General features: G+C 64.9%; 26 protein-coding genes. 17 read left to right on the top strand and 9 right to left on the bottom strand.

The annotated features are described in order from the left end of the window. Positions 1–60 precede the first annotated feature (60 nt). Genes KBZ14_RS09040 through KBZ14_RS08990 form a run of 11 tightly spaced genes read left to right on the top strand, consistent with a single transcriptional unit; the run spans position 61 to position 12,190 of the window. Positions 61–1,194, top strand: a complete 1,134-nt coding sequence (locus tag KBZ14_RS09040; protein ID WP_255117993.1) for an AZOBR_p60025 family cell surface glycopolymer formation protein — start codon at positions 61–63, stop codon at positions 1,192–1,194. Then, positions 1,191–2,120 carry a nucleotide-diphospho-sugar transferase gene (locus tag KBZ14_RS09035; protein ID WP_255117992.1) on the top strand — a complete coding sequence of 310 codons (930 nt, stop codon included), beginning with the start codon at positions 1,191–1,193 and terminating at the stop codon, positions 2,118–2,120. Before KBZ14_RS09040 ends, KBZ14_RS09035 begins: the two co-directional genes overlap by 4 nt. Further along, positions 2,117–3,364 carry a glycosyltransferase gene (locus KBZ14_RS15845; protein WP_255117991.1) on the top strand — a complete coding sequence of 416 codons (1,248 nt, stop codon included), beginning with the start codon at positions 2,117–2,119 and terminating at the stop codon, positions 3,362–3,364. The genes KBZ14_RS09035 and KBZ14_RS15845 overlap by 4 nt, the downstream gene beginning before the upstream one ends. Further along, positions 3,365–4,276, top strand: coding sequence for a hypothetical protein (locus KBZ14_RS09025; protein WP_255117990.1), 912 nt, complete (start codon positions 3,365–3,367; stop codon positions 4,274–4,276). After that, the gene (locus KBZ14_RS09020) at positions 4,276–5,427 is read left to right on the top strand and encodes a glycosyltransferase family 61 protein (RefSeq protein WP_255117989.1); all 1,152 of its coding nucleotides are present in this window, start codon (positions 4,276–4,278) and stop codon (positions 5,425–5,427) included. Before KBZ14_RS09025 ends, KBZ14_RS09020 begins: the two co-directional genes overlap by 1 nt. Then, on the top strand, positions 5,427–6,638 hold the full coding sequence (locus KBZ14_RS09015) for a hypothetical protein (protein ID WP_255117988.1): 1,212 nt from the start codon (positions 5,427–5,429) through the stop codon (positions 6,636–6,638). The genes KBZ14_RS09020 and KBZ14_RS09015 overlap by 1 nt, the downstream gene beginning before the upstream one ends. Beyond that, positions 6,638–7,813, top strand: a complete 1,176-nt coding sequence (gene gmd / locus KBZ14_RS09010; protein WP_255117987.1) for a GDP-mannose 4,6-dehydratase — start codon at positions 6,638–6,640, stop codon at positions 7,811–7,813. Before KBZ14_RS09015 ends, gmd begins: the two co-directional genes overlap by 1 nt. Beyond that, positions 7,813–8,820: a GDP-L-fucose synthase family protein gene (locus tag KBZ14_RS09005; protein WP_255117986.1), complete on the top strand. Its 1,008-nt coding sequence runs from the start codon at positions 7,813–7,815 to the stop codon at positions 8,818–8,820. The genes gmd and KBZ14_RS09005 overlap by 1 nt, the downstream gene beginning before the upstream one ends. Beyond that, positions 8,820–9,761 carry a UDP-glucuronic acid decarboxylase family protein gene (locus KBZ14_RS09000; RefSeq protein ID WP_255117985.1) on the top strand — a complete coding sequence of 314 codons (942 nt, stop codon included), beginning with the start codon at positions 8,820–8,822 and terminating at the stop codon, positions 9,759–9,761. The genes KBZ14_RS09005 and KBZ14_RS09000 overlap by 1 nt, the downstream gene beginning before the upstream one ends. Next, positions 9,758–11,131 carry a nucleotide sugar dehydrogenase gene (locus KBZ14_RS08995; RefSeq protein ID WP_255117984.1) on the top strand — a complete coding sequence of 458 codons (1,374 nt, stop codon included), beginning with the start codon at positions 9,758–9,760 and terminating at the stop codon, positions 11,129–11,131. The genes KBZ14_RS09000 and KBZ14_RS08995 overlap by 4 nt, the downstream gene beginning before the upstream one ends. 3 nt (positions 11,132–11,134) lie before the next feature. Further along, on the top strand, positions 11,135–12,190 hold the full coding sequence (locus KBZ14_RS08990; RefSeq protein ID WP_255117983.1) for an NAD-dependent epimerase: 1,056 nt from the start codon (positions 11,135–11,137) through the stop codon (positions 12,188–12,190). A 24-nt stretch (positions 12,191–12,214) separates the two neighbouring features. Here the strand turns inward: KBZ14_RS08990 and KBZ14_RS08985 are convergent, their stop codons facing one another. The 7 genes from KBZ14_RS08985 to KBZ14_RS08955 form a co-directional block, all read right to left on the bottom strand. Continuing rightward, complete coding sequence (locus KBZ14_RS08985) at positions 12,215–12,661, bottom strand: hypothetical protein (protein WP_255117982.1); 447 nt, start codon at positions 12,659–12,661, stop codon at positions 12,215–12,217. A 114-nt stretch (positions 12,662–12,775) separates the two neighbouring features. Then, positions 12,776–12,976, bottom strand: coding sequence for a photosystem II reaction center protein J (locus tag KBZ14_RS08980; protein WP_255117981.1), 201 nt, complete (start codon positions 12,974–12,976; stop codon positions 12,776–12,778). A 15-nt stretch (positions 12,977–12,991) separates the two neighbouring features. Beyond that, positions 12,992–13,111: a photosystem II reaction center protein PsbL gene (psbL, locus tag KBZ14_RS08975; protein ID WP_035833199.1), complete on the bottom strand. Its 120-nt coding sequence runs from the start codon at positions 13,109–13,111 to the stop codon at positions 12,992–12,994. An 11-nt stretch (positions 13,112–13,122) separates the two neighbouring features. Continuing rightward, entirely contained in the window at positions 13,123–13,260 is a 138-nt protein-coding gene (gene psbF, locus KBZ14_RS08970) for a cytochrome b559 subunit beta (RefSeq protein ID WP_255117980.1), read from the bottom strand. A 3-nt stretch (positions 13,261–13,263) separates the two neighbouring features. Beyond that, entirely contained in the window at positions 13,264–13,512 is a 249-nt protein-coding gene (gene psbE, locus KBZ14_RS08965) for a cytochrome b559 subunit alpha (RefSeq protein WP_255117979.1), read from the bottom strand. Positions 13,513–13,600: 88 nt separating this feature from the next. Continuing rightward, positions 13,601–14,596, bottom strand: coding sequence for a photosynthesis system II assembly factor Ycf48 (locus KBZ14_RS08960; RefSeq protein ID WP_255117978.1), 996 nt, complete (start codon positions 14,594–14,596; stop codon positions 13,601–13,603). 2 nt (positions 14,597–14,598) lie between these two features. Next, on the bottom strand, positions 14,599–14,922 hold the full coding sequence (locus tag KBZ14_RS08955; RefSeq protein WP_399210461.1) for a rubredoxin: 324 nt from the start codon (positions 14,920–14,922) through the stop codon (positions 14,599–14,601). A 204-nt stretch (positions 14,923–15,126) separates the two neighbouring features. On the opposite strand from KBZ14_RS08955, the gene KBZ14_RS08950 reads away from it, so the two are divergent. The 3 genes from KBZ14_RS08950 to KBZ14_RS08940 are packed head-to-tail and all read left to right on the top strand — an operon-like array spanning position 15,127 to position 16,862. Further along, entirely contained in the window at positions 15,127–15,489 is a 363-nt protein-coding gene (locus tag KBZ14_RS08950; RefSeq protein WP_255117976.1) for an NAD(P)H-quinone oxidoreductase subunit 3, read from the top strand. A 58-nt stretch (positions 15,490–15,547) separates the two neighbouring features. Beyond that, positions 15,548–16,300, top strand: a complete 753-nt coding sequence (locus KBZ14_RS08945; RefSeq protein ID WP_255118018.1) for an NADH dehydrogenase subunit K — start codon at positions 15,548–15,550, stop codon at positions 16,298–16,300. Between the two features lie 7 nt (positions 16,301–16,307). Further along, positions 16,308–16,862 carry an NAD(P)H-quinone oxidoreductase subunit J gene (locus KBZ14_RS08940; RefSeq protein ID WP_255117975.1) on the top strand — a complete coding sequence of 185 codons (555 nt, stop codon included), beginning with the start codon at positions 16,308–16,310 and terminating at the stop codon, positions 16,860–16,862. 21 nt (positions 16,863–16,883) lie between these two features. Here the strand turns inward: KBZ14_RS08940 and KBZ14_RS08935 are convergent, their stop codons facing one another. After that, positions 16,884–18,284 (bottom strand): gluconeogenesis factor YvcK family protein, encoded by a 1,401-nt coding sequence (locus tag KBZ14_RS08935; protein WP_255117974.1) that lies wholly within the window; start codon positions 18,282–18,284, stop codon positions 16,884–16,886. 42 nt (positions 18,285–18,326) lie between these two features. On the opposite strand from KBZ14_RS08935, the gene KBZ14_RS08930 reads away from it, so the two are divergent. Continuing rightward, positions 18,327–19,157, top strand: a complete 831-nt coding sequence (locus tag KBZ14_RS08930; RefSeq protein WP_255117973.1) for an ABC transporter ATP-binding protein — start codon at positions 18,327–18,329, stop codon at positions 19,155–19,157. A 4-nt stretch (positions 19,158–19,161) separates the two neighbouring features. Then, complete coding sequence (locus tag KBZ14_RS08925; RefSeq protein WP_255117972.1) at positions 19,162–20,040, top strand: MlaD family protein; 879 nt, start codon at positions 19,162–19,164, stop codon at positions 20,038–20,040. 14 nt (positions 20,041–20,054) lie between these two features. On the opposite strand, the gene bchD is transcribed toward KBZ14_RS08925, so the two are convergent. Continuing rightward, a complete protein-coding gene (bchD, locus tag KBZ14_RS08920; RefSeq protein WP_255117971.1) occupies positions 20,055–22,181 on the bottom strand; it encodes a magnesium chelatase ATPase subunit D in 2,127 nt (708 codons plus the stop codon). Between the two features lie 23 nt (positions 22,182–22,204). Between bchD and folK the strand changes: the two genes are divergently transcribed. After that, positions 22,205–22,774, top strand: coding sequence for a 2-amino-4-hydroxy-6-hydroxymethyldihydropteridine diphosphokinase (gene folK / locus KBZ14_RS08915; protein WP_255117970.1), 570 nt, complete (start codon positions 22,205–22,207; stop codon positions 22,772–22,774). Positions 22,775–22,815 lie beyond the last annotated feature (41 nt).

Below are 22,815 nucleotides of genomic sequence, written 5' to 3'. Positions count from 1 at the left end.
TAACGTCGGCCGATGGAGGCAAACCCCCCACCCTGGTCAACCCGCTGGAGGCCGGCAGCCGTGGCTCTGCTCACCGCGCTGCTGGCCCTGCTGGTGTGGGCCCTGGTGGTGTTCGGCAAGTACGGCGGCAACCCCACCGGCCTTGCCCGCATCGGCGATCAGCTGCCCCTCTCGCCCCGCCTGCAGGGCCAGTCGCTGGTGGTGCTCCAGGGCAAGCGCGGCAACGATGGCCAGCAGTTCCTCACCCTGGCCCTCGATCCCCTCCAGCGCGATCCCGGCACCGCCGCCGCCCTCGACAATCCCATCTATCGGGGCAAGCGGCTGCTTTATCCCCTGCTGGCCTGGCTGCTGGGGCTTGGCCAGCCCCGTCTGATCCCCTGGACCCTCGGGCTGCTGAACGTGGCCGCCATCGGCTGCGCTGGCGGCCTGGTGGCCCGCTGGGCCCAGCTGGAGCAGCGCTCCCCCCGCTGGGGCCTGGCGGTGCTGGCCCTCCCGGGTCCTTGGATCACCCTCAGCCTCGATACGGCCGATCTGTTGGCCACCACCCTGCTGCTGGCCGCCGCCGTGGCTTGGCGCGAGCGGCGACCGGGGCGGCTCTGGGCCAGCCTCACGGCCGCCTTGCTCACCCGGGAAACGGCGCTGCTGGCCTGGGCCGCCAGCGGCCTCACGGCCCTGTGGGAGCGGCGCTGGCGCTGGATCCTGCTGCTGGCCCTGGTGCCATTGCCGCTGTTGGCCTGGATCGCCGGCCTGCGGGGCCGCTTTGCCAGCACCGCCGATGGCTTGTTGGCCAGCCTCCATTTCGGCTGGCCTGGGGTGGGGCTGGTGCGCAAGGCCGGCCAGCTGCTGGGCCTGGCGCCCCTGCCGGGGCTTGATCCGGGCCGGGCGGAGCACCTGTTCGATGGCCTCTGCTTCGTGCTCTGGCTGGCCACGCTGCTGGTGCTGGCGGCCACGGCCCTCTCCGCCGGCACCAGCCGCTGGCTGCGGATCACCGCGGCCCTCTACCTGCTGCCGGCCCTCTGCACCAGCACCCAGATCCTGGCCCGCTTCCCTGACTACACCCGGGTGTGGATCGACCTGGCCAGCCTGGCGCTGCTGGCCCTGCTCAGTGGCCGCGGCCGCTGGCTTAGGCCCTGGCTGGGGCTATCGGCCCTGGTTGCCGCCGGGTATGGACTGGGCTACGGGTTGGCGCCATGAGCTTTCCGGTTCCGGTGCTGCTGATCGCCTTCAACCGGCCGGAGCCCACGGCACTGGTGCTGGAGTTGCTGAGCCGCCTGCAACCCCAGCGCCTCTACGTCGCCTGCGACGGTCCCCGCCCCGATCGGGCCGGAGAAGCCGAGCGCTGCGCGGCGGTGCGCGCGCTGCTGGCCCCGGCGCCGGCGGGCCGGATCGATTGGCCCTGCGAGCTGCGCAGCCGCTTGCACCCGGTGAACCAGGGTTGCCGGGTCGGCGTCAGCGCTGCCCTCGACTGGTTCTTCGAGCTGGAGCCCGAGGGCATCGTGCTGGAAGACGACATCCTGCCCGACCTCAGCTTTTTCACCTACTGCCAGCAGCTGCTCGAGCGCTACCGCCACGACAGCCGCATCGGTGCCATTGCGGCCCAGAATCATTGGGGCCGGCCACCACTGGATGGGTCGAGTTACCGGTTCTCGATCTACAGCCACTGTTGGGGCTGGGCCAGTTGGCGCCGTGCCTGGCTTTTTTACGATCGTGATCTGACTGGATGGCCTGCTTTTCGGGCTGCCGGTTGGCTGGAACAGCTGGGGGGGAGGGCCTTTGCTTCCCTCTGGCGCGACTGGCTTGACCAGCTGGCCGCCGGCCGTATCGACACCTGGGACATGATCTGGCAGTTGAGCTGCTGGCAGCAGGGATTTCTTACGGTGGTACCCGCTGTAGAGCTGGTTGAGAACATTGGCTTCGGTGCAGACGCGACTCATACCATCGATGAGAGTTCCCCCTTGCAGCCGCGAGGAAGCCTTGCGTTTCCTTTGATGCACCCTGCCGTCATCCAGGCCGATCGTGCATGTGATGCGTATACTTTTATGAGGATTTACCGCCGAAGCTTTCGGGCTGGCTTGATTCGTAAGTTTCGTAAGGCTCTTCGAATTATTGGGTTGCGGTGAAGATTCTTCAGCTCAGTACTTACGACACAGGGGGAGGTGCCGCGCGTGCTTGCTTCCGATTGCATCAGGCACTTCGCCAGGCAGGACATTGCAGCGCGATGCGTGTCGCAGTGGCTGCTAGCGGTGACCCTTGGGTGCAGGCCCCTGGTTCCAAGCCGCGCCAGGCTCTTGCTCTGTTGCGTAGTACAGCAAGTTGGTGGTTAAGCAAGCCGCAGAAGAGTCCGAATTCTTTTACACATTCTGTTGCGGCTTTGCCATCTCGATTTGACCGCTATCTCAATACATTCGATGCACAAGTGTTGCATCTGCACTGGGTTCAGGATGAGTTTATCTCGGTGGAGGCGATCGGCCGTCTAAGGAAGCCCCTGGTCTGGACTTTGCATGATAGTTGGCCGTTCTGTGGCAGTGAACACCATCCTGATGGTGCTGACGATCGTCGCTTTCGGCAGGGCTATCGAGCTGATAATCGTCCGATCGACCATGGTGGTTGTGATCTAGACCGTTGGACGTGGTGTCGCAAGCGTCGGGCCTGGAGTCGATTGCTGCCTCGGCTTCAGCTTGTGGCTCCCAGTCGCTGGATGGCTGAGCAGGTTGCCAGTTCAGCCCTGTTTAGCGGAGTGCCTTGCCATGTAATCCCGAATGCTGTGCCCGATGCTTTTCGGCCATTGCCTCGCCATCTGGCGAGGGAGTTATTGGGTTGGCCGCAACATAAACCCCTTCTCCTCTTTGGTGCTATTTCCGGTACTTCCGATTTCAACAAGGGCTTTGATCTTCTGCAAGCCGCGCTCAATGGTCTCTCTGGTTTGGAGTCCAGTCCTTTAGTTGTTGTGTTGGGTTCACAACTGGCTCCAAGCGGGTTGAATTGGCCTGTACTGCCAGTGGCACGGTTGCATGATGATGTAAGTCTGGCACTGGCTTATTCCGCAGCCGATGTGGTGATAGTGCCTTCTCGGCTTGACAATCTGCCGCAGATCGCAACAGAAGCTCAAGCCTGTGGTACCCCTGTCGTTGCCTTCCGCCAAGGTGGCATGGTAGATGCGGTTCGTCACGGTATCAGTGGTTATCTCGCCGATCCTTTTGATGTGGCTGATCTTGCTCAAGGTATTCAACACGTTCTCCTGGGTCGCCTGGCCTTCTGGGACTTCTCAAAGGATCAGCGTTTGATCCGTTGGCGTTCCCGTGCCGTTGCTCAAGCTCACGTTGAGCTGTATAGGGAGATCGCTGGCAATGTAGGGGTGTCCTGAATGCTGTCTTCAATCCGCTTGCTTAAGCATCAATTTCAACGCCTTGGCTATATCTCTGACCGTCTTGTTTACCCGTCTGTTTTCAGGGCTCAGTTAGATGCGGCTGCTGCGAATGCATGGATTTGCAGTGCATTGTTGAGTAGAAGGCCCTTCCTGGTCGGACGTCTTGGTCGTGTGGAAGCTCGTTTGTTGGGAGAATCTCGCTTTCAAAATCTTCGCTTTGGCCGTAAAACTCTGCAAGAAGCCCATCGCAATGCTGGTATCTTTCCAGTTGAACGGCACGAGCTGCATGCAGCTAGCTTGCGATTGGGTGACGCTTTGGCAGAGGTTGATTTGCTCGGTTTCTGGTTCACTGAATATCAGGCACGCCTAGTTGCGTCGCTCAATCCACTGCCTGAGCGTTGTCCTTTGCCTTTGCTTGAGCCATGGTGGCATTCTGATCCATGGAGCCGTGCGCTTGCTGGTCGACGGGTTTTGGTAGTGCATCCTTTCGTCGCTACAATCCAGGCCCAATATAAGCGGCGACAGCAGTTATTTTCTGGCCATGATATTCTGCCTGCCTTTGATTTGATCACACTCAAGCCTCCTCAAACCGTGGGATTCGCCACCATGGATTTTTCCAGTTGGTCTGAGGCGCTTGAGGCGACATTGAAGGCAATCAGTGGGTTGGATTTTGACGTTGCCTTACTTGGTTGTGGGGCCTACGGACTTCCCCTGGCGGCGGCAATTAAAGCCATGGGGCGTCCTGCCATTCACTTGGGTGGGGCACTCCAGCTTCTTTTTGGTATTCGAGGCAAGCGCTGGGATGGCCAGCCTGCTTTTGAGGCCTTGATGAACGATACTTGGTGTCGACCGTATCCCTCAGACGTGCCTGTTTCTGCCAACTTGGTGGAGGGAGGATGCTATTGGTGATGCCGCGTCTGCGTGACTGCCTGCGTAATGCACGCTTCCGTTTTCTCAACAATAGGCTGTTCGGCTACGTTCATCGTCAGCGGCCAATTGGTCACTTGCCGGTGCCATTGGCAAGTGCCGATCAGGCGATTGTTGATCTAGATATGCTTTCCCTCCCTGCCAAGTCTGGTCGGGTTGAGCTTGTAAGCCATTGCTATGGATATTCGCCTGTTCCCGATTATCCGGGCATCGAGTCTTGGGCATTAGTTTCGTCTGCATCTTTCGGCCAGGCTCCGGCTTATGCGCGCACCCAGTTTGATGCAATACGTTTGGCGCGTCGTAAACCGTTTGTTCAATGGCGAGCTCCTGTTGCTGTTTTTCCCCATTCCACAAGTCATTTTGGTCATTTTGTTGGGGATATGCTGGGATCGATTGTGTGGTTTTCCCGGCGGCCTGAAATCTGTTTTTCTGAACGGCAAATTCTTGCAACAGTTCCCTCTCCTGCTTGGGCTGCTGCACTTGCGAAGCTCTGCCCTGAGGGCTCATTGCAATTGTCTACTCCAGAGAAGCTGCTGGCCAGCAATCTTGATTTGTCTGATGCGCTGGTATTGCCCAGACTCAGCACATGGCAAAGTCTCACCTTGGCTCGAGATGCCGTGATCTCGGCCCTTGGCGATGGTGTTTTTGCGGATGATATGGCATTCGTTCGAAAGCGCTACCCAGGTGAAAAAATCTTTCTTTGCTCTGGTCGTGTCCAGAGAATTATAAATCTGGACATGGTCTGTGAGTTGTTTGTGTCTTATGGCTATAATGTCGTGAATCCAATCTCGATCCCGGTGCCAGAGTTGTTGGCGCGAGTGTCTTGTGCGAGCCGTCTTTGGTGTGAGCAGGGGTCCATGGTTCTCAACCCTTTGATTTCTCGAGATCGTCCCTATCGTTTGTTCGCGTTAGAGTTGGCTCAGGCTAGAAAGTGTCCCGCCAGTCAAGCTTTTCTTGGTGGTGGGCTGTATAATGCTTTCCAGAGAATGCTCCAGCGACCTTTTTGGTGTAGCGCCGTGGATCCGGAGCGTGCTATGGCGCAACATCTGCACCCCTACCAGTGGCAGCTTCAGCCTGATCTGTTCCTGTTGGAGGCCGCACTCAAGGCTGAGGCTGAAGAGGGCGCCTGCTGATGAATTGGTTGTTTGTTGTCGCCGCTCTGGCCGTGATGGGCCTGCACCTCCCCAAGGCCTTCACGGCGTTCTACGCCCTGTTGGCGCTGTTGGCCTGGCGCAGCCGCTCCGCCGCGGCGCCAGAGCCGTGGCTGCGCCGCGGCTGCCTGTTGCTGCTGTTGTTCGGCCTGAGCTATGCCGCCATCTCCGTGCACTACGGCCTCTGGCGTTTCGGCGGCCGCGACCTGCTTGATCTGATCTCCATGCTGGTGCTGCCGGCCGCCGGCCTCTGGATCGGCGCCCGCGCAGCCACCCAGCTCAGCTGGCGGCAGATGGGCTGGCTGTGGTTGGCCTACGGGTTAGGGGCGTTGCTCTACACCTGGGCGGTGCTGCTGCACGGCCGGGTGCTGGTGCCCGGTGGCGAGTGGCTGGATCTGCTGCGCCACCGGCGCGATTCCGTGATCGCCGTTCCCTGGGGCACTGATCCGAGCATGAACGTGCGCTCGATCGAGCAGAACGCCGCCCTGGCGGCGGCCTGGCTGGTGCCGGGGGCCTGGCTGCTGCTGCGTGGCTTGCAGCGCCGGCTGGGCCTGGTGCTGCTGGTCTCGGGCTTGGCGGGCCTGGCAGCGGTGCTGTGCTTCAGCGGGCGGCTGGGCTGGCTGGTGGCCGCGTTGGGTGCCGTGCCGGTGCTGGTGGCCCTGGCCGTGCCGCGGCAATGGTGGCTGAGCGCTCTGGCGGTGGGCACTGGCCTGCTGGTGGCGCTCTGGCCCCGATTGCGCAGCCGTCTGTACGACGAGCGCTTCGATCGCTTTGCCGGCTTCTTCCCCGCGGCGCCTTCCTTCCCCTGGGGCGGCAATCAGTTGCACTTCCAGGCCTTCGATCAGCAACGCCAGGTGCTGATGCAGTTCGACGCCCGTCAGGGCGAGCTGATGCATAACGTGCTGTTCGACATCTACGTGCGGGTGGGCTGGCTGCCGCTCTTGCTGCTGCTGTTGGCGCTGCTGCCGCTGCTGCTGCGGGCCCTGCCTAACTTGGCCGCGGCCCTGCGGCAGTCGGGCCCCCAGGGCGGCGAACAGGCCGGCGCCTTGATCGGGGCCGGCTTGCTGATCACCCTCACAGTGCAGTGGCTGTTCCAGCCCCTGATCTACGGGGATGGGCTGCTCTTCTACCTTGGCTTTCTGCTGCTGGGTTATCTGGCGGCGAAACTGCCCGCCACGTCTGCTGCCGCCTGATGTCCTTCAGCCCTGCTTCCGTGAGCTGTGCCGGCCGCGTGGCCCTCATCACCGGCATCACCGGCCAAGATGGCTCCTACCTGGCGGAGCTGCTGCTGCAGAAGGGCTATGTGGTTCACGGCATCAAGCGCCGGTCCAGCAGCTTCAACACGGTTCGCATCGATCACCTCTACCAGGATCCCCACGAAGACGATCCGCGCCTGGTGCTGCACTACGGCGATCTCACCGACTCCACCAACCTGATCCGGATCATCCAGCAGGTGCAACCCGATGAGATCTACAACCTGGGCGCCCAGAGCCATGTGGCGGTGAGCTTCGAGGCACCGGAATACACCGCCAACAGCGATGCCCTTGGCACGCTGCGCATCCTCGAGGCCGTGCGGATGCTGGGCCTCACCCATAAAACCCGCATCTACCAGGCCAGCACCAGCGAGCTCTACGGCCTAGTGCAGGAAATCCCGCAAAAGGAAACCACGCCCTTCTATCCCCGCAGCCCTTACGCGGTGGCCAAGATGTATGGCTATTGGATCACGGTGAACTACCGCGAGGCCTATGGTATGTATGCCTGCAATGGCATCCTGTTTAATCACGAATCACCGCGCCGGGGTGAAACTTTCGTGACCCGTAAGATCACCCGCGGCCTGGCCCGCATTGATGCCGGTCTGGATCAGTGCCTCTACATGGGTAACCTCGATTCGCTGCGGGATTGGGGCCACGCGCGCGACTACGTTGAGATGCAGTGGCGCATGCTCCAGCAGGACAGCCCTGAGGATTTTGTGATCGCCACGGGGCGCCAAGAGAGCGTGCGCCGCTTCATCGAACTCACGGCCGCTGAGCTGGGTTGGGGCCCCATGCAGTGGCAGGGAAGCGGACTGGAGGAAACGGGCCTTCGCGGCGATACCGGTGCCGTGGTGGTGCGGATCGATCCCCGTTACTTCCGTCCGGCAGAGGTGGAAACCCTGCTCGGCGATCCCACCAAGGCACGCGAAAAATTGGGCTGGACGCCCACCACCACCCTGGAACAATTGGTGGGCGAGATGGTGGCCGCCGATAAGGAAGAAGCCGCCAAGGAAGCCCTGCTGCGCCGCAAGGGCTTCGCGGTTGTGGGCTCGATGGAGAATCCGCCCACCAACCCCGGCGCCGTGGCCGCCGCCCGCAACGGGGGCCAGGGGTGATGGTCTGGTCACAGGCCTTGATTCAGCCCGCCCACCGCATCTTCGTGGCAGGCCATCGCGGCATGGCTGGCAGCGCCATTTGCCGTGCCCTGGAGGCCAGGGGCTACCAGCAGCTGCTCACCGCCAGCCGCTCGGAGCTGGATCTGCTTGATCCCGAGGCCGTGCAGCGCTGGTTTGCGGAGCACCGGCCCGAGGTGGTGGTGTTGGCGGCCGCCAAGGTGGGCGGCATCCACGCCAATGCCACCTATCCCGCCGACTTCCTGCTGGACAATCTCAAGATTCAGCAGCATGTGATCGAAAACGCCTGGCGCTCCGGCGTTAGGCGCCTCTTATTCCTGGGCAGCAGTTGCATCTATCCCAAGTTCGCCCAGCAGCCGATCCGCGAGGAGGCCCTGCTCACCGGTGCCCTGGAGCCCACCAATGAGTGGTACGCCATCGCCAAGATCACCGGCATCAAGCTGGCTCAGGCCCTGCGCCAGCAGCATGGCTTCGATGCCATCAGCCTGATGCCTACCAACTTGTATGGCCCGGGCGATAACTATCACCCCACCAACAGCCATGTGCTGCCGGCCTTGATCCGCCGCTTCCATGAAGCCGCCGAACGCGGCGATGCCAGCGTGAGCTGTTGGGGCACCGGCAGCCCCCTGCGGGAATTCCTGCATGTGGACGATCTGGGTGAGGCCTGTGTGTTCGCCCTCGAGCACTGGGATCCCGCCGCAACCGATGCTCCGCGCAACGATCAGGGCGAGCCGCTCACCCATCTCAATGTGGGCACGGGCGTGGATCTGAGCATCCGCCAGCTCGCCGAGGCCGTGGCCGAGGCCACCGGCTTCCAGGGCGAGATCCATTGGGATGCCAGCAAGCCCGATGGCACCCCGAAGAAGCAGCTGGATGTGAGTCGCTTGGCCTCCCTCGGCTGGCAGGCCCGTATTCCCCTGGCCGAGGGGCTGCGCAGCACCGTGGCCCTGTTCCGTGAACAGCTTCAGCAACACCTGGTGCGCCTCTGATGCCCGCTTCCCCCATGCGCAATCTGATCACCGGCGGCGCCGGTTTTGTGGGCTCCCACCTGGTGGATCGGTTGATGGAAGCCGGCGAGGAGGTGATCTGCCTCGATAACTACTTCACCGGCCGCAAGGCCAACATCGAGCGTTGGATCGGCCATCCGCGTTTTGAGTTAATCCGTCACGACGTGACCGATCCGATTCGTCTGGAGGTGGATCGCATCTGGCACCTGGCCTGCCCGGCCTCGCCGGTGCACTACCAGCACAACCCGATTAAGACGGCCAAAACCAGCTTCCTCGGCACCTACAACATGCTCGGCCTGGCTCGCCGGGTGGGCGCGCGGCTGCTGCTGGCCAGCACCAGCGAGGTGTATGGCGATCCAGAGGTGCATCCCCAGCCCGAGAGTTACCGCGGCTGCGTGAACACCATCGGTATCCGCAGCTGTTACGACGAGGGCAAGCGCATCGCCGAAACCCTGTGTTTCGACTACCAGCGCATGCACAGCGTGGAGATCCGCGTGGTACGCATCTTCAACACCTACGGCCCGCGCATGCTGCCGGATGATGGCCGCGTGGTGAGCAATTTCATCGTGCAGGCCCTGCGCGGTGAACCGCTCACCCTCTATGGCGATGGCTCCCAAACCCGCTCCTTCTGCTACGTGGACGATTTGGTGGAGGGCCTGATCCGGCTGATGAACGGTTCCCATACCGGCCCGATCAACATCGGCAACCCTGGCGAGTTCACGATTCGCCAGCTGGCTGAACTGGTGCGCGCCAAGATCAATCCCAATCTGGAATTCATCACCCAACCCCTGCCTCAGGATGACCCCCTGCAGCGTCAGCCCGTGATCGATCTCGCAAGCCAGGAATTGGGTTGGCAGCCCACCGTGGCGCTGGATCAGGGCCTTGATGCCACCATCGCCTACTTCCGCGAGGCGATCGCATGAGCATTCGCACCATCTGCTGCATCGGTGCGGGCTATGTGGGCGGGCCCACCATGGCGGTGATCGCTGATCGCTGCCCGCAGATCCAGGTCACGGTGGTGGATCTCAACGAGGCTCGCATCGCCGCCTGGAATGATCTCGATCTCAGCCGTTTGCCGGTGTATGAGCCGGGGCTCGATGCGGTGGTGGGCCGCTGCCGGGGCCGCAACCTGCATTTCTCCACGGCTGTCGAGCCCGCCATCGCCGCGGCAGACATGGTGTTCCTCTCGGTGAACACCCCCACCAAAACCAAGGGGGTGGGCGCCGGCCAGGCCAGCGATCTGCGTTGGATCGAGGCCTCCGCCCGCCAGGTGGCTGCCTGCGCCCAGGGCCACACGATCGTGGTGGAGAAGAGCACCCTGCCGGTGCGCACCGCCGAAACCGTGAAGGCCATCCTCGCGGCGGCCCAAGGCGAGGGGGCCGGTGAGGCCCAGCCCAAAACCTTCGCGGTGCTCTCCAACCCCGAGTTTCTGGCGGAAGGCACCGCCATCAGCGATCTGGAACAGCCCGATCGGGTGCTGATCGGGGGCGAGGATCCGGCCGCCATTGAGGCCCTGGCCGGTATCTACGCCCACTGGGTGGCGCCTGAGCAGATCCTGCGCACCAACCTCTGGAGCTCGGAGCTCTCCAAGCTCACCGCCAACGCCTTCCTGGCCCAGCGCATCAGCTCGATCAATTCCATCGCCGCCCTGTGCGAGGCCACTGGCGCCGATGTGCAGGAGGTGGCGCGCGCCATCGGTGCCGATAGTCGCATCGGCTCCAAGTTCCTCAAGGCGGGCCCGGGCTTCGGCGGCAGCTGCTTCCAGAAGGACATCCTCAACCTCGTGTACCTCTGCGGCCACTACGGCCTGCAGGAGGTGGCGGCCTACTGGCAGAGCGTGGTGGAGCTCAACAGCTGGCAGCAGCACCGCATCGCCCGCCTGGTGGTGCAGCGCCTGTTCGGCACCCTCACGGGCAAGCGCATCGCCGTGCTGGGCTTCGCCTTCAAGGCTGACACCAACGACACCCGCGAGGCCCCGGCGATCCGCATCTGCCACGACCTGCTGGAGGAAGGCGCCCAGCTCGCCCTTTACGACCCCAAGGTGAGCGAATCTCAGATCCAGGCTGATCTGGGCGAGGGCAGCTGGCAGCGCAGCGGATCGATGCTCGAAGCCGCCCGCGGCGCCGATGCCCTGCTGGTGCTCACGGAGTGGGCCGAGTTCCGCCAGTTGGCCTGGGCCGAGCTGGCCGCGGTGATGCGCAAGCCGGCCTGGCTGTTTGATGCCCGCGCCATCTGCGATTCCCCGGCCGCCCGCGCCGCCGGCCTCCATGTGTGGACCGTGGGCGAGGGCTAGCTCGTGAGCCCCGCTGCTCCTGTGTTGATCACCGGCGCCGCCGGCTTCATTGGCGCTGAGGTGGCCCTGCGGCTGCTGCAGCGCGGCGAGCGGGTGATCGGGATCGACAACCTGAATACCTATTACGACCCTGCGCTCAAATGGGCCCGCCTGGAGCGCATCGCCGCCCAGGTAGCCTCAGGGCCCACCGCTCCCGCCGCCTGGCAGTTTCAGCCCCTGGATGTGGCCGATGGCGAGGCCATCGCCGCGCTGTTCCAGCAGGCCCGGCCGCGGGCCGTGGTGCACCTCGCCGCCCAGGCAGGGGTGCGCTATTCGCTGCAGAATCCCGCTGCCTACATCCAGAGCAATGTGGTGGGCTTCGGCCACATCCTCGAGGGGTGCCGCCACCACGGCGTGGAGCATCTGGTGTATGCATCCAGCAGCTCGGTGTATGGCGGCAACCGGCAGCTGCCCTTCTCGGAGCTCCAGGCCGTGAACCACCCGGTGAGCCTCTATGCAGCCACCAAGAAAGCGGGTGAGCTGATGGCCCACACCTACAGCCATCTCTATGGCCTGCCCGCCACGGGCCTGCGTTTTTTCACCGTGTATGGCCCCTGGAGCCGGCCCGATATGGCGCCGATGCTGTTCGCCCGGGCGATCCTGGCCGGGGAGCCGATTCAGGTGTTCAACCACGGCCGTATGCAGCGGGATTTCACTGACATCCACGACATCGTGGAGGGCGTGATCCGCTGCCTCGACAAGCCGGCCACCCCCGATCCGGGCTTCGATCCCCTCCAGCCCAACCCCGCCACGGCGGCCGTGCCGCACCGGTTGTTCAACATCGGCAATGCCCAGCCCACCGAGCTGCTGCGCTTCATCGAGCTGCTGGAGCAGGCCCTGGGCCGCACCGCCATCAAGCAGTTCCAGCCCATGCAGCCTGGCGATGTGCAGGCCACGGCGGCGGACACCTCAGCTCTGCAGGCTTGGGTGGGCTTTCGGCCGAATACCTCGCTGGCAGCGGGCTTGGAGCGCTTTGCCGCTTGGGTGCGGGCTTATCCCCAGTTTCTGGCGGCCAGCTGAACGGGCCTCTGACGGCCGGGCGCGTCAGCCTGGATCGAACCAACGCTGGCCATCGCTGCGGCTCACACTGGCGCGGCGGGCAGAGCGCCGCGTGAACTGGCTCACGCTTGGATTGGGCACCAGCGGATCCACGTGAGCCACCTGTTCCCACAACTCGCGGGGAGCCCAGCGCACCGTGTGGCTGTGTTTGTCGTTCTGGGTGATGTGGCACCAGTGGCTGCTGCCGCATTCCGGGCAGAACAGCTCCTCCAGCCACTCATTGCTCAGCACCAGCACCGGGTAGGCCTCGATCACCAGCTGGGCCTTGCGGTGGCTCATGCCACGGGCCTTCAGCTCTTCGGGTGAGAGCAGGTGCAGAAAATACTTCTTGCCGCAGCCCATGATCCGTTGCTCCGGATGGGCGGGGCAGAGCAGCTCCCGTCCGCGCGGACGCCGGTTGCGACGATTGGGTGTGGCTGGTGGGCTACTCACAGAGCGCAGCTGTTCAGGGCTTGCGTGTGCGTGATCCGCTTAGGTCGCTAACAGAACAGCCCCGCCCTTGGGGCGAGGCTGCACGGCCAGCTGATCTGCAGCAGAGGCGAAGAATCAGGCGGAACCCACGCCGGTGTAGGCGCCGTAGAAGAACAGGCCGACCACAAAGATCACAGCCATGCCACCGGCCGTGGCCACCAGCCACAAGGGCAGCACGCCTTCGGTCCACCGGGACCGCCAAGCCACGGCAGGGCGACCGTCGGGAAGGCGATCGGGGATCCGGCCGTCAGGCAGATTTGATTTTTTGCCGCTCATCGCAGGTGCTCCCGGTCAGTTGAAGAAGTAGCTGGAGAACAGGATGCCGGTGACGAACACAAACAGCAGGCCCAGATAGAGGCTGGTGCGGTTCAGTTCAACTGGCAGGTTGTTGGGGTTGGGGTTGCGTTGCATGGCTGCAGATCTCAGCGACGAATGAACTGCATCGCGGCCAGGGCACCCAGGAAAAACACCGTGGGAATGCCGAGGGCATGCAAGGACAGCCACCGGACCGTGAAGATCGGGTAGTTGCGGGGCGTGGTGGAGGCTGGAGACTGGGTCATGGCTTATTTCAGGCGCTGGTCAAGCGAGCTCTTGGCGTCGTAGCGCTGGCTCACGACAGGGGCCTTGGAATCCTGGGCCTGGAAGTAGGCGTCAGGACGCGGCGTGCCGAAGGCGTCGTACGCCAGGCCTGTGGACACGAACAGAAAGCCCGCCAGGAAGATCGCCGGCAGGGTCACGGCATGGATCACCCAGTAACGGATGCTCGTGATGATTTCGAAGAACGGGCGTTCCCCAGTAGAGCCGGCAGCCATAGCAGCGAGCGTTCAGCTGGTCGATCCTAAGGGCGCGCTGGTGGCCGCCGGGAGCGGCCAGCCAGCTTGGTTACAGAGGGAAAGGTGTTCAGCCCACCCAGCGCAGTAGCGAGCCCCGCTCGCCGAGGGCAAAGCCCTTGCCATCGGCCAGGAAGGCGATGCGGGTGAAGTTGGTGGGCTGCTGGGCGCCCACGGGGTCCTTCTGCCAGCTCTTGCCGCCATCACCGCTGGTGAGCAGGGTGCCGCTGCCCCCGCCGGTCCAGATTTTGCCGCTGGGATCCCAGGCCATATCGAGGTAGCCATAGCCGTTGGTGATGGGGATCACCGGCTTGCCCCAGTCCTCGGGGTTGCTGGCATCCGGGTTGAAGCGCAGCTGGGCGCCACGGGTGAGCATCCACAGGCTGTTATCGGGCTGGAAGCCCATGGATTGCACCCGCTGGCTGCTCACCCGCTGGTGCGGCGTCCACACGGGGTCGCCGGGGGCCCAGGTGGCAAAGAAGTTGCCCAGGCTGCTCACGCTCACGTACTGGCCATCGGGGCCGCGGCGCAGATCGCGCACGGCGCCGGCCGCATCGCTCACATCCGCCTGCCAGGAGTTGCCGCCATCGGCGGTGCGGTAGATGGCGCCCACGTTGGTGGCCAGCTCGGCGCTGTTGCGCTCGAGGGCGGTGATCAGATAGGGCTCACCGGGCAGCTTGGTGTCGAGGAACAGGCGGCTCCAGTTCTGGCCGCCATCGGTGCTGTGCAGCAGCAGGCCCGGCTGGCCGGCGATCCAGCCTTCATCGCCGTTGAAGTCCACGCTGATCAGGCGGAAGTTTTCCTCCAGCGGCAGCTCCAGCGCCCGCTCCTGCCAGGAGGCTCCGCCATCGTTGGTTTCCAGGATCAGGCGGTTGCTGCCCACCAAGAAGCCGTGCTGGTCGTCGGTGAAGGCCAGATCCAGGGGGTTGGATTTGGTGTGGATGTCCACCGGCTGCCAGGGGCTGGTGGCGGCTGTGGGCAGGCCCGTGGTCACACAGCCGCCCAGGCCGAAGGCCAGGACCACGGTGAGCACGAGCGCGCTCAGGGAGGAGGCGAGGCGGTTCATGCTCAGCGCAGGGAATAAAGAGAGAGGAAGAAGGCGAAGGCCAGGGCGAAGCCGCCGAAGATCAGCACGTTTTTCTGGCCGGGGGTGAGGGTGTTCACCCCGAGCCCGTAGCCCAGATTCTCCTCGAAGCCGCTGGGCTTGTTGCGGGGGCCGATGTCCTTGAAGGCGCCCACCTTGCTGCGGCACACGGGGCAGCGGAAGCTGGCGGGATCCAGGCCACTGAAGGGCGTGCCAGGGGCAATCGCCAGTTTCTTCACCCCTTCATCGGGGTCGTACACAAAGCCGCAGCTGCGGCATTCGAAGCGGTGGGTATCGGGATCATCCACGGGCGCCTCGCTGGCGGCCTCCGGCTCGGCTGGGGGCGCCTGGTGCTGCTGGTGCTCCTCGCTCACGGCGGGCTGTCGGCTGGGTGGACTCTAAGGAGAGCCCTTGCGGGGGCGGGAGCCAGAGGCGGGCGAGTGGCCGGCGGACGCCAACCCAGGCTCCGGCCGTGGATGCCAGACTGCGCCAAGGTTGGGCTGCCTTTGCCCGTGTTCGTTCTCTCTGGCTACGACGCCTTCCTCGGCTTCCTGCTGATTTCGGCGGCAGTGCCCGTGCTCGCACTGGTCACCAACAAGCTGCTGGCGCCTCAATCGCGCACGGGCGAGCGGGATCTCACCTACGAATCGGGCATGGAGCCCATCGGCGGTGCCTGGATCCAGTTCAACATCCGCTACTACATGTTTGCGCTGGTCTTCGTGATCTTCGACGTGGAGACCGTGTTCCTCTATCCCTGGGCCGTGGCCTTCCATCGGCTGGGCCTGCTGGCCTTCATCGAGGCGCTGGTGTTCATTTCCATCCTCGTGGTGGCCTTGGCCTACGCCTGGCGCAAGGGCGCCCTCGAGTGGAGCTGATCCGGAGCTGTAACGCCGCATCCAACCCATGACAATCACCCCTTCCTCCAGCTCCGGCATGGCCGAGGCCCTCTCGATCGGAGCCCTTAAGGATCTCCGCGCCGCCAGCTGCAACCCCATTGGTGCCCCGGCCGTTACCTCGGACCTGTCCGAGAACGTGATCCTCACCACCCTCGACGACCTGCACAACTGGGCGCGGCTCAGCAGCCTCTGGCCGCTGCTCTATGGCACCGCCTGCTGCTTCATTGAGTTCGCGGCCCTGATCGGCTCCCGCTTCGACTTTGACCGCTTCGGCCTGGTGCCCCGCTCCAGCCCCCGCCAGGCGGACCTGCTGATCGTGGCCGGCACCGTGACCATGAAGATGGCCCCCGCCCTGGTGCGGCTCTACGAGCAGATGCCGGAGCCCAAGTACGTGATTGCCATGGGGGCCTGCACCATCACCGGCGGCATGTTCTCCGCCGACTCCACCACAGCGGTGCGCGGTGTGGACAAGCTGATCCCTGTGGACCTTTACCTGCCCGGCTGCCCGCCACGGCCTGAAGCGATCTTCGATGCGGTGATCAAGCTGCGCAAGAAGGTGGGCAACGAGGCCCTGGCCGAGCGCGGCAACGTGCAGCAAATCCACCGCTACTGCACGGTTTCCCACCAGATGAAGGCCGTGGAGCCGATCGTGAACGGCCAATATCTGCGGGCGGCCACCCAGCAAGCCGCCTTCGCCGCCGCCGCCGGGCTCCCCGTGGCCGCTGCTGAGCCGGCTGTGGCCGAGCCCGCCGCGATTCCTGCCAACACCAACACCAACGCCAGTGCCTGAGGACGTGATGCCTGAGGAAACCCCCGCTTCCACCACCAACCTGGCCCCTGCCGGAGCCGTGAGCCAGTGGCTCAGTAGCCAGGGTTTTGAGCATGAAGTGCTGGAGGCTGATCACCTGGGCGTTGAAGTGGTGGGCGTTGAGCCGGCCTTCCTGCCCGTGATCGCCGCAGCTCTCAAGGCCACCGGGTTCGACTATCTGCAATGCCAGGGCGGCTACGACGAAGGCCCTGGCGGCCGGCTCGTGAGCTTCTACCACCTGGTGAAGCTGGGATCGCTGGCGGATCAATCCACCGGCAACCAGCGCCTCCCCGCCGAACTGAAGCCTGAGGAAGTGCGCCTCAAGGTGTTCCTGGCTCGCGATGGCAACCTCACCATCCCCAGCCTTTATGGGCTGTTCCGGGGTGCGGATTGGTCGGAGCGGGAAACCTACGACATGTTCGGCATCACCTACGAGGGCCATCCCCATCCCAAGCGGCTGTTGATGCCTGAGGACTGGACGGGCTTTCCCCTGCGCAAGGATTATGTGCAGCCGGACTTCTACGAAATGCAGGACGCTTACTGAAGCCGTCCTACTGAGCCAGCCCTACTGGCCCTGGCTGCGCCGATGCCGCTTGTAATAGCGCATCACTGCTAGGGCCACACTGCGGGGATCGTGGCGCAGGGTGGCGCTGGGCCGGGCTCCCTGCAGCGGGGCCTGCATCACTTCATAGCCCTGGGCGCGGAGCTTGCGGCCGTCGCAGCTCACCGGTTCGGCCCCCCGTTGGCGGTAGAGCTCCAGCAGGGGTGAAGAACACAGGTTTTCCTGGGCTAGCACGGCCGTAAACAGGCGCTGCTGGATGCCCAGGCTGGCTAGTTGCGATTCAATGGCCCGCAGATGGCCCTCCACATCCAGTCCATCGGTTTCGCCCGGCTGGGTCATCAGGTTGCAGATGTAGAGCCGTGGAGCTTTGCTGCGGCTGATGGCACTCACCAGCTCGGGCACCAGCAGGTTGGGCAGCAGGGAGGTGTAAAGGCTGCCGGGGCCCAGCACGATCAGCTCGGCGTTGGCGATTGCCTCGAGGGCCCGGGGCAGGGCTGGGGGCCGTTCGGGCGTGCAGCCCAGCCGCACGATCGGGCTGGGGGCATTGCCGATCTGGGATTCGCCTTCAATGCGGGAGCCATCCTCCAGTTCGGCCCAGAGCTTCACATCGGCGTTGGTGGCGGGCACCACCTGGCCCTGCACTGCCAGTACGCGGCTGCTGGCGGTGATGGCCGATTCCAGGCTGCCGGTGATGGCGGTGAGCGCCGAGAGAAACAGATTGCCGAAGCTGTGGCCTTCCAGGCCTGTGCCCGCGCGGAAGCGGTATTGGAACAGGCGGGTGAGCAGCGGTTCCTCGGTGGCTAGGGCGGCCAGGCAGTTGCGGATGTCGCCTGGGGGCAGCACCCCCAGCTCGCGGCGCAGCACCCCGGAGCTGCCGCCGTCGTCCGCCACGGTCACGATGGCGGTGAGGTTGCTGCTGTAGCGCTTCAGGCCACTGAGCAGGGTGGAGAGGCCCGTGCCGCCCCCGATGGCCACGATCGCCGGCCCGCGGTTCAGGCGGCGTTTGGCCACCAGTGCATCCACCAGCACCGTGTCCTTTTCCGGGGCCAGCGCTTTTTGGATGGAGCCAAAGCTGCGGCTCTGGCCCAGCCACACCATGCCGCCACCGATCAGCAGCACCAGCGGCCCGGTGATCTCGCGGGGCAGCACCTTGGTGAGGTTCTGCAGCAGCCACTTCACCGACTCCAGCATCCAGTAGATGGGTTGCAGGTCGGCCCACACCGCAGCTCCCAGCAGGGCCAGCAGTAGCCCCAGGCCGGAGGTGAGCATCCAGCGCTTCACCACCAGGCCGGGCTGGAGCCAGCGGGCAGCCCGCCGGGAGCGGCTCATCAGATCCTGTTGGCGCAGATCACCCCGCCCAACCCAGCCGGGTCGTCGCTTGCGGATCAGGCGGGGTCGGCGCATTGAGCAGTTGGAGTGCTGAAACTGTACGGAGAAACCGTCAAGATGGCCGGGCTCGCAGCCATCAGCTCGGTGCTTTCCTCCACGCCTTCTGGGTTTCAGCCGCCTGTGGCCCAGCTGGACGATGTCAGCGTTCGCTGGGGCAGCAAGACCGTGCTTGAAAACGTTCACCTGGAGCTTGAACCCGGCGAACGGCTGGCGGTGGTCGGACCCTCCGGAGCTGGCAAGTCCACGATCTTGCGCCTGTTGGCGGGGCTGCTGCTGCCCAGCAGCGGCGAGCTGAAGATCCACGGCGTGCCTCAGCAGTACTTGCGCCTCGACCAGCGCCACCCACCCGATGTGCGGCTGGTGTTTCAGAACCCAGCCCTGTTGGCGTCGCTCACCGTGCGCGAGAACGTGGGCTTTCTGCTCTATCGCTACAGCCGCCTGCCGGAGCGGGAGATACATGAGCGGGTGAGCCGGGCGCTGGAGGCCGTGGGTCTCTACGACATTGAGGATCTCCTGCCCGGTGAACTCAGCGGGGGTATGCAGAAGCGGGTGAGTTTCGCCCGGGCGGTGATCGAAGATCCCAGCCAGCCGCCGGGCCAGGTGCCGTTGCTGTTGTTTGATGAGCCCACCGCCGGCCTGGACCCTGTGGCCTGCACCCGCATCGAAGATCTGATCGTGCGCACCTCCGAGCTGGCGGGAGGCTCATCGGTGGTGGTGAGCCATGTGATGAGCACGATCCTGCGGGCGGCAGATCGCGTGGTGTTGCTCTACGACGGGCTGTTTCGCTGGCATGGCACCATCCAAGACTTTCAGATCACCGACAATCCCTATGTGCTCCAGTTCCGTACCGCTAGCCTGAACGGCCCGATGCAGCCCGCGGAGCTCTAAATCCATGCGCCGCAGTGTGCGAGAGGCCATCGTGGGATTCACCCTGTTGGCGGCCCTGGCTGGCGCCGGCGGCTTGTGGTTCTGGTTAAAGGGGATTTCGATCGGCAAGGCCCAGTGGCGCGTCCAGGTGCGCTTCCCCGATGCCGCTGGGTTGGCCGAGCGTTCTGCCGTGACCTACCGCGGCGTGGTGGTGGGCACGGTGCGCTCCGTCAAGGCCACCTCCTCGGCGGTGGTGGCGGAATTGGAGATCAGCGATGCAACCCTGCAGATCCCTCGACCGGTGCTGGCCCAGGTGGAGGAAGCCTCCCTGCTGGGCGGTGATGCGGTGGTGGCCTTGCTGAGCCCCCTGCGCCCCCTGCCCCAGGGCACCCCTGGCCCCCTGGATCCCAACTGCAACAACCGCCTCACCCTCTGTCCCGGCAGTGCACTGGAGGGTCAGAGCGCCGCCACGATCACCAGCGTCACCGCCACCATGCAGAAGCTGCTGGATCAGGCCGATCGCGAAAAATTGCTACCGCTGCTGGCCGAAACCACCCGCAGTTTCGACACCACCTCGAAGGAGGCCGGCAAATTCCTGGTGGATGGCCAACAGTTGCTGGCCGATCTCAAGCAGACCCTGCGTCAGGCCCAGCCCACCCTGGACAACCTCAACGCCTCCACGGCCCACGTGCGCAACCTCACGGCCGCGCTGGATAACCCCAAAACGGTGTCTGAACTCAAAACCACCGTGACCAATGCGGAGCGGCTCACCGCCCGCTGGGATGCGGTTGGTGGAGATGTGAACAAGCTCACCGGAGATCCGCAGTTCATGGATGGCATGCGCAGCGTGACCATCGGGCTGGGCAAGTTCTTCGATGAGCTCTACCCCGCCCAGAAGCGCTAGTTGGCCCCGTGGCGTCACACCGCGTTGATCGCCTCCATGGCGATCGCGGCGATGGCCTGATCACTGGCCTTGGGCAGCTGCACATACTTGCCGCCGGCCGCATCGGCCAGGTCCTTGCCCATGCCACTGCCGATGAATTTGCGCTCGGTATCGATCACCAGCAGCTTGATGCCTAGGGCCCGGTAGCGGCTGGCCACCTGCTTCACCTCTTCTTTGAGGTCCACGGGCTCCTCGCCCTCCAGTTCCGGTTGCCCCAGGGAGCGCGAGAGCGGCACGTTGCCGCGGCCATCGGTGATGGCCACCACCACCACCTGGCCCAGGTCGCCGGTGGCGAGGGCATTGGCGCCCACGCGGGCGGCCTGGCTGAGCCCGTGGGCCAGGGGAGAGCCGCCACCACAGGGCATCGATTCCAGTCGCCGGCGGGCGGCGGTGATCGAGCGGGTGGGGGGCAGCAGCACCTCAGCCTGCTCGCCGCGGAAGGGAATCAGGGCGACTTCATCGCGGTTTTCGTAGGCCTCCGTGAGCAGCCGGATCACGGCGCCCTTGGCGCTCTGCATGCGGTTGAGGGCCATGGAGCCGCTGGCATCCACTAGGAAGATCACCAGGGCGCCGGCCTTGCGCTGCAGTTGCTTGGCCCGCAGGTCGCCGTCCTCCACGATCACCTTGCGGTGCGGTTCGCGCTCTCGGCGCGACTTCTGATACGGCGCCGCGGCCCGCAGGGTGGCATCCACGGCGATGCGCTTCACGGGGCCGCGGGGCAGCATCGGCTTTACGTAGCGGCCGCGGGAATCGCTGAACACCACGGCGCGGCTGCCGCTGCCGCCTGTCTTGGCCTTGGCGGAGGAGAACAGCAGCAGGTCGGGGTCGATGGCGATGGCCTCCGGATCGAGCAGGAACTCTTCCGGGATGGAGGGGGGCGCCTGGTCTTCGGGGGTGTCGTCCTCCTTGTCCTTGTCGTCCTGCTCGTCCGGTTCGTCGGGCTCCTGCTCGTTGTCTGGCGCCTCGGGTTCCTCCGGCGGCTGCTCGCCCTGGGGCGGTGGCGGCGGCGGTGGTTCCATGGGCTGGTCGGGATCCGGCGGCGGCAACTGCAGGGCCCGCGGGGCGATCACCAGGCGCACGGCTACCTGGAGGTCGTCGGCGTCCACCTTGTCGCGGCCGCTCAGGGCTGCATGGGCGCGGGCCACCCGCACGGCATAGAGCTCGGAGCGGTGCCCTTCCACGCCGCCGCGCAGGGCCTCGTTCACCAGATAGGCGATCTGCTCCCGCGCGATCTGCACATCCGGCAGCCACTGGCGCGCCAGCAGCAGCTGGGTGGCCAGGGCATCCGTGTCCTCCTGCCAGGTTTGGCGGAACTGCTCGCTCGATTCCGCCTGGGTCATGGCCGAGCGGGCGATCTCCACCCGCTGATCCAGCTCGAGCACTTGATTGGCGCTCAGGGCAATGGCGAAGCGATCCAGCAGGTGATCGCGCACGGCCCCCTCCTCGGGGTTGTAGGTGGCGATCAGCAGGCAGCGGCAGGGGTGGCTGAGGCTCAGGCCCTCCCGCTCCACGCGGTTCTCGCCGGAGCCCACCGCCGCCAGCAGCAGGTTGGTGACGTTGTCGTCCAGCAGGTTGAGCTCGTCCACATAGAGCACACCTCGGTGGGCTTCCGCCAGCAGTCCCGGTTGGAACACGGCCTGGCCACTGGCCAGGGAGGCAGTTACGTCCACCGAGCCCACCAGCCGGTCCTCGGTGATGCCCAGGGGCACCTGCACGAAGGGGGCTGGGATCACCCGGGTGGGCAGCAGGGCGCTGGCATCGCTGCCGGTGGGGTCGGCCCCCAGCTCGGTGAGGCGGCTACGGGTGCTGTCGTCCCAGTCTTCCGGGCTGCGCGGATCCTGGTTGAGGCTGGTGCTGGGGCTGTTGCCCAGATCGAGCACATCGATGGGCGGCAACAGGGCATGCAGCCCCCGCGCCAGCACCGATTTGCCGGTGCCACGGCCGCCGGCGATCACCACGCCACCCAGGCCTGGGTCGACGGCGGCGAGCAGCAGCGCAAGCTTGAGGGTCCCATGGCCGGTGATCGCCGCCAGGGGGAAAGCTCTGGACGCGATATCGCTGCTGGTGGCGGTGGCGCTGGGCGTCGATCCGCTTGCAACCATGGAGAGGCCCGGGTCCGATTCACGTGGTTGCCAGTCTCGCTGATCAGACCGGCGGCAGCGCCCCGCCGAGCCTGGCCATCGCCCTCGGCGCCAACCTGCCCGGCCCAGGTGGCAGCCCGGTGGCCAGCCTGATCGCCGTGCGGCCGCTGGTCGAGGTCTGCGTGCAGCGTTGGAGCCAGAGCCTGCTGCTCCCGGCGGAGTCGGTTGGTTTCCGCTGGTCGCCGCTGTTTGAAACCGAACCCGTGGGTGGCCCCCCTGGCCAACCCAACTATGTGAACGCCGTTGTGCTGGTGGATGGCCTCATTCCCCCAAAGGGGGCAGAAGCCGCCGCAGAGGCCCTGCTGCAGCACTTGCAGGCGCTGGAGCAGCAATTTGGACGGGAGCGCCACGAACGCTGGGCACCCCGCAGCCTCGATCTCGATCTGCTCTGGTGGGGTGCTCTGCGCTGCCACACGCCGCGGTTGCAACTGCCGCATCCCCTCTGGCAGCAGCGGAACTTCGTGCTGGCCCCCCTGGCGGCGCTCGGTGAGGCCCCGGGGCCGCCAGGGGTGGTGGCGCTCGCCGGCCGACCCGGCTGGCCTGAGACGCAGTAGGGCCAGGCCTGAATCCACGCTGATCAGTTGGAGATCCTCAT

It is taken from the genome of Synechococcus sp. HJ21-Hayes, from assembly GCF_024345835.1.
Classification (GTDB): Bacteria; Cyanobacteriota; Cyanobacteriia; order PCC-6307; family Cyanobiaceae; genus Vulcanococcus.
Note: the sequence above shows the minus strand (reverse complement) of the source record. Positions and strands in the feature narration are given on the sequence as shown.